6 protein-coding genes are annotated in these 5,373 nt (G+C 71.3%); 2 read left to right on the forward strand and 4 right to left on the reverse strand.

The features are described 5' to 3' along the window. From BDIM_RS05280 to BDIM_RS05295, 4 genes are all read right to left on the reverse strand, one after another. A partial coding sequence (locus BDIM_RS05280) for an ankyrin repeat domain-containing protein (protein WP_040345098.1) occupies positions 1–684 on the reverse strand: 684 nt, incomplete at its 3' end. 87 nt (positions 685–771) lie between these two features. Continuing rightward, entirely contained in the window at positions 772–1,677 is a 906-nt protein-coding gene (locus BDIM_RS16805; protein WP_003164540.1) for a Tle-like phospholipase domain-containing protein, read from the reverse strand. A gap of 79 nt (positions 1,678–1,756) precedes the next feature. Then, positions 1,757–2,335: a hypothetical protein gene (locus BDIM_RS05290; RefSeq protein ID WP_088491724.1), complete on the reverse strand. Its 579-nt coding sequence runs from the start codon at positions 2,333–2,335 to the stop codon at positions 1,757–1,759. Positions 2,336–2,376: 41 nt separating this feature from the next. Beyond that, entirely contained in the window at positions 2,377–3,828 is a 1,452-nt protein-coding gene (locus tag BDIM_RS05295; protein WP_040345104.1) for a hypothetical protein, read from the reverse strand. A gap of 206 nt (positions 3,829–4,034) precedes the next feature. On the opposite strand from BDIM_RS05295, the gene BDIM_RS05300 reads away from it, so the two are divergent. Together BDIM_RS05300 and BDIM_RS17840 are read left to right on the forward strand one after the other, a co-directional pair. Then, positions 4,035–5,144: a LysM peptidoglycan-binding domain-containing protein gene (locus BDIM_RS05300; protein WP_003164543.1), complete on the forward strand. Its 1,110-nt coding sequence runs from the start codon at positions 4,035–4,037 to the stop codon at positions 5,142–5,144. Between the two features lie 4 nt (positions 5,145–5,148). After that, positions 5,149–5,373, forward strand: a 225-nt coding sequence (locus tag BDIM_RS17840; protein ID WP_040345105.1) for a hypothetical protein, incomplete at its 3' end; no start/stop codon positions are given.

The following is a 5,373-nucleotide window of genomic DNA, read 5'->3' on the forward strand; positions in this document are numbered from 1 at the left end:
GGCGGCGGTCATGCGGGCTTTGACGCGCGCTTCGGCCTGGGCCTCGGCGGGCTCGGCAGGGCGGACGGGGGCGTTCAGGGCGGCGGCGATGGTGTCGCCGTTGACGCCGACCGCCCAGGGATCGGCGCCGCGTTCCAGCAGAAGTTCGGCGATGCGGTAGTTGCGCATGGCGACGGCGGCTTCCAACGGCGTGCCCCCGGTGCGGTCGGCCCGGTTCACGTCGGCCCCGTGATTCAGCAACAGACGCACGGCGCCGAGCGAGTTCAAGGCGATGGCCTCGTCCAGCGGCCAGAAGGCGTCAGGCGCGACCGGGTCAGGCGAGGCGCCTGCCTGAAGCAGGGCCTGGGCGTGCCAGGGCTCGCGGGCGCGCAGGGCCAAGCTGAGCGAAGTCTCGCCGTTCGGGCCGTCGGGCGGGGCGCCCTTTTCCAGCAGCAGGCTGACCATGGCCCGGTCGTCGCGCGCGACGGCGAGGGTCAGCAGGTCAAGATTCTCGCTGTCGCCGATGCGGGCCAGGGCGGGATCGGCGTCCAGCAGGCGGCGGGCCTTCGCCAGGTCGCCGTCGCGGACCGCCTCGACCATGTCGCGGGTGGAATGGCCGTCCCGGCCCAGCGCGGCCACGCTGGCCGGGGAGGGCAGGACGGTGCCGACGACAAAACCGTCGGCGCGGGCGTCGCAACCGCTCATCAGAACTCCGGCGAGAAGGATTGGCGTGAAGAGGCGTCCGGGCATCTTGGCGCTGAACGGTCGGCGGGTCGAGGCCGTTCCGCCTCCTTATCGCATGGCGTCCAGGCTGGACTGGAACCATTCGACGCCGTGCAGGGCGCCGGGCGTCCAATTCCACCAGGACTGGTCCTCGGGCGGGGTGGGGGACACGGGGATGCGGTCGCCGACAGCTCCGGGCGCGTCGCCCGCCCATCCGGCGGCCACGCCGCCGAGCGGGCCGAGCAGAACCGCTCCCAGGCCTCCGAGGATGATGCGGTCGCCGCCGTCCTGCAGCAGGCTGAGCGGATCGCCCTTGAGGTAGAAGGCGTCGATGTCGGGCGTGGGGCGCCCGCCCGCCTGGGCGGCCTCGATCGTCGAGGCGTGCAGGCCGGAGGCGTTGAAGGTGTTCGCGTCGTGGCCCGACGCCAGGGACGCGGCCGAGGCCATGCCGCCGCCCAGCGAATGGCCGGTCAGGGTGACGTCCGCCTCGACGGCGGCCAGCCGCTGGCCGATGCGCAGGGCCTTGTCATAGTGCTCGGAGGACAGGCCCAGCGCCTGCTGACCGTTGTTGAGCCAGTCCTCGCCCGCCTGGGAGCCGCGGAAGGCGACGACGTAGCGGGTCTGGCCGCCCTCGTCGCTGACGTAGACGCGGGCGCGGAACTCGGAATCGGCGCGCTCCAGCAGGTCGGGCGTCAGCCGCAGCCGGTCCAGGTCGTCCGGTCCGGCCACGCGCCAGCCGTCGGGCGGCGAAGGGGTGTCGTTGTAGACATCGGCCGACAGCGCCAGATGCGTGCGCGCTGTGTCCAGGTCGACGACATTGTCCGAACGGGCCGGGGCGGCCGCAGCCTGAGCCGAAACCGGCGCGGCGGGCGGCGGCGCCCAGTCCAGGGCGACGCGCGGATCGTCGTCGAAGCGCGCCGTCGCGGGCGTCGTCTGAGGTTGGAACGATGTCGCGCCGATCCGGTCGATCTGCATGGTCGCCTCCCGATCCTATGCAGTCACCCTATCGCTGCTCGCCGAACCGCGCTGCTAGGGTCTTCCCTAGACTGGAGGCCTAGCGCACCGCGCCTGCGCGCAGAGCCTGGTCGAAGGCGTCGCGGGCGGGGCGAGGCAGGGCGCGGACGCGTTGTGACAGCCATTCGGCGATGTCCTCGCCGGGAGTGGGCGGGGCGACGCCTGCGCCTTGAGCGAAGTCGGGCAGGGCCTTGGGGTTTTGCGACAGCGCGGCGGCGACCCCGCCAGTGAAGAACCCGGCCTCCTCGGCGCGAGGATGCCAGACGCCTCCGTCCTTCTGTTCAGAGGCGGACAGGGCGGGGACATCGGCGGTCAGCGCCGCCCATTGCCGCCCCAGATGCGCCGCCTCGCCGTTCTCCAGCATGGCGGCGGCGTAGGCCTGCAAGGCGCGGCGGCCGCCCAGACCGCTCTGAAGCTGGTTCGCCACGCCTGCAGGGTCGGCGTCCACGGCGGCGGCCAGGGCGGCCAGGGACTCTGCATCGATCCGGGCGGCGGCCGCGATGAAGCCTTCGCTCGTGACGGTGGCCGAGGGCGTGGTTTTTGGCGTCTCGGGGGAGGAGTCGCAGGCGGTCAGCATGGTCAGGGTCGCCAGGATCGGGAGCCAACGGGGGGCAGGCAAGGCCGCGTCCTTTCCGTCCGGGCGCGGCCAGACTCTGAGGATCAGTTCAGCGGAATCCGCGTCACGGACTCCCAGCCCTCGTTGTAGCTGACTTCGGCTGGCCCGTCATAGGGGCGGCGGCCGTCCGCGCCGGTCGGGGTGGTCAGGGCCACGATGCTCTCGAACAGGTCCGCCTGGCCGCTCTGATACTGGCTCAGGGCCGTGTCGAAGACCTGGTCGCTCAGCCAGCCAGTCGCATCGCCGACGCCCGGTCCGGGCAGCTTGCCGGTGGCGAAGCCGAAGATGGTCTTCAGCGTCTCGACGTTCTCGGCCGCGCCCTTGTTCACGCCCTCGAAGGCCTGGTGCAGGGCGCCGGAGAAGTAACCCATGCGCTCGGCGGCCGGATAGAAGACGCCGCCGTCCTGCTGGGTCGGGGCGGTGAAGCGTTGCAGCATGTCGCCCTTCAGATCATTGCCGCGCGCCAACTGGTCGACCAGCCCGCGGATAGTGTCGGCGCCGCCGTCCTGACCCAGGGTCTCCTGCAGGAAGGCGGTCATGCCCTTGCCGGCCTGATAATCCTGCTCCAGCGCCTCGACGACGCCGTTGACGTCGGATTTCAGCAGGCCCTCCATGCCAGCGCGGATTTCGTCGGCGGCGTCGCCGGTCCCGACCGAAGGCGTCAGCACGCCGTTGGCGCCCGAGACGCTGGCCATCTGGCGCCCCGCCAGTTCGAACACCCGCGCCTTCAGCTCGGCGTCGGGGCTGGTGGCGGCGGCGTCGACGGCTGCGGCCAGCGGTCCGGCGTCATAGCTGTAGGTCGGCGCGCCCCCTTGCATGTTCGCGTACATGGTCTGCTGGGTTCCGGCCTCGAAAACGGCCGACAGCTGGGTGTCGTTCAACGATGCATAGGCTGTGCTCAGCGCAGAGGCGTTGCCGCCCAGGCTGCCCAACACGTGGGCCACGGCCAGGCCCTCGGCGTCGCCCATGTCGGAGATCATCACGCCGCCCATGCCGTCGGCTTCGGTCGTCTGGGGCGCCAGGGCGGCGATGAAGCCGGTCTTTACGTCGGACGTCGCGTGGGCGGCGACGCCCTGCGCCAGCTCGATCTTCTGCTCGCGGTTGTCATAGGCGTTGTAGACGCGCTCCAGCTGGGCGGCGTCCAGCGAGCCGCCCAGCGTCGCGTGCAGGTCGCGGCGCTCGTCCACGTTCAGCCCGCCGCCCATGCCGAGGAAGCCGGAGTTGTCGAGCTCGTCCGTCCACTTGTTCAGCTCGGCGTCGGACAGTTCGGAGACGACGGCGTTGCGCTCCTGCGCAGTCAGGCCGTTCAGCGTGGTGCTGATGTCCCGAAGGTCGCCCTGGGAGACGTCGTTGAAGAAGCCTTCGTCCAGGCGGTCGCGGATCGTGTCCAGCGCCTGATCGACCCGGCTGGTCGAAGGCGACCCGGCGGCGGGGCCGCTGACGGGCGAGGCCAGGACGCGGGTGTCGACGGACGGCGAAAGAGGCGTGACGGTCATGACCGGCTCCTGCACGATGCGAGCGAATACTGGGGCGAGGCTATGGCCGGGATGGCGGCGGCATAAGCTGGGGGCGTCCTTAGCTAGGGACATCCCCTACGTCCGGCGGGCCGCGAACGGCGCCGCTAGGGAAAGCCCCAGATTTCAGACGCGCGAAGAGACGCCAAACTGACCTGACGGATCACCGCGTCTTTTGGAGCCGACCCATGTCTCTCGCCGCTTCCTCCGCCACCAGCCTATCCGCCGCCGCCGGGGCGCGCGACGCCGCGCCCGCCCACACGGTCCGGGCGGGCGAGACCCTGTCCGGGATCGCCGAACGCTATGGCGTCAGCGTGGGCGATCTGCTGGCGACGAACCGCCAGATCACCAATCCGAACGTGATCCATCCCGGCCAGACCGTAACGCTGCCGGTCGGCGCGGGAGAGGGGCGAGACGCGACGCCGGCCGAGGCGACGGTCTTTCATACGGTGCGCGGCGGCGACACCCTGTCGGGCATCGCCCAGCAATACGGGATGAGCTGGCGCGAGCTGGCGGCCGACAACGGCATCGCCAATCCATCGCTGATTCAGGTCGGCCAGCAGATCCGTCTGAACGGCGCGGCGCCCGAGACGGCGACGCCGGTCCAGTCGACGCCCGTTTCCGAACCCGCCGCTGAAGCGACGCCCGCGGCGGCGCAGGAAGGCGTCAATCCGGACCTGGGCGCCCTGTCGGCGCGCTATGAAACGGGCGGGCGCGGGCCCGGCACGGTGTCGTCCGGTTCCGGTGATCCGGGCGGCGTGTCCTACGGCTCCTATCAGCTGGCGGTGAATCGCAACCGGCCGCAGGAGTTCCTGGCCGCCGACGGGGCGCGCTGGGCCGATGAGTTCGGTGGGGCGGCGGCGGGCACGCGCGCCTTCTCCGACACCTGGCGCGCCATCGCCGCGCGCGAGCCGGAAGCCTTCCAGGCCGCGCAGCACGCCTTCATCGAACGCACCCACTATGACGTGCAGTCCGCCCGGATCGAGAATGCGGGCCTGGACATCTCCAACCGCTCGCACGCGCTTCAGGACGTGGTGTGGTCGACCTCGGTCCATCACGGCCCGAACACGGCGGTCGTCACCCGCGCCATGGCGGCGGTCGAGCGCCAGGGGATCGACGCCTCTAGCCCGGATTATGATCGCGCGCTGATCAACGCCGTCTATGACGAGCGCGGCCGTCGCGACGGCAACGGCGAACTGGCCTACTTCTCCAGTTCGCGCGCCGATGTTCAGGCGGGGGTGGCTCAGCGGTTCGAGGACGAGCGCCGCGACGCCCTGAACATGCTGGACGGCCGCTGAGCGCATGACTGAATCCAGCGCCATCTCCGGCGCGAACGGCGCCTCGGCGGTCTCCGCCGGGGCGTCGTTTGTCGAGAGCCGCGCATTGGCCGTCGGCGCCGCCGTTCAGGCGATGGCCGAGCTGGCTGGCGCGGTCCTGCCCGATCCGGCGGACAGTCTGGACCGAGGCGTGGCGCTTTCCCAAGTCTGGGCCGAGCAGGGCCAGCAGGGCGGGGCGGTGGTCGGCGGC

This window comes from Brevundimonas diminuta ATCC 11568, from assembly GCF_000204035.1.
Classification (GTDB): Bacteria; Pseudomonadota; Alphaproteobacteria; order Caulobacterales; family Caulobacteraceae; genus Brevundimonas; species Brevundimonas diminuta.

What these genes read in the sequence shown, in the direction of transcription:
- BDIM_RS16805 (WP_003164540.1), bottom strand. Translation starts at nt 1,677, where the DNA reads ATGCAGATCGACCGGATCGGCGCGACATCGTTCCAACCTCAGACGACG.
- BDIM_RS05300 (WP_003164543.1), top strand. Translation starts at nt 4,035, where the DNA reads ATGTCTCTCGCCGCTTCCTCCGCCACCAGCCTATCCGCCGCCGCCGGG.
- BDIM_RS05295 (WP_040345104.1), bottom strand. Translation starts at nt 3,828, where the DNA reads ATGACCGTCACGCCTCTTTCGCCGTCCGTCGACACCCGCGTCCTGGCC.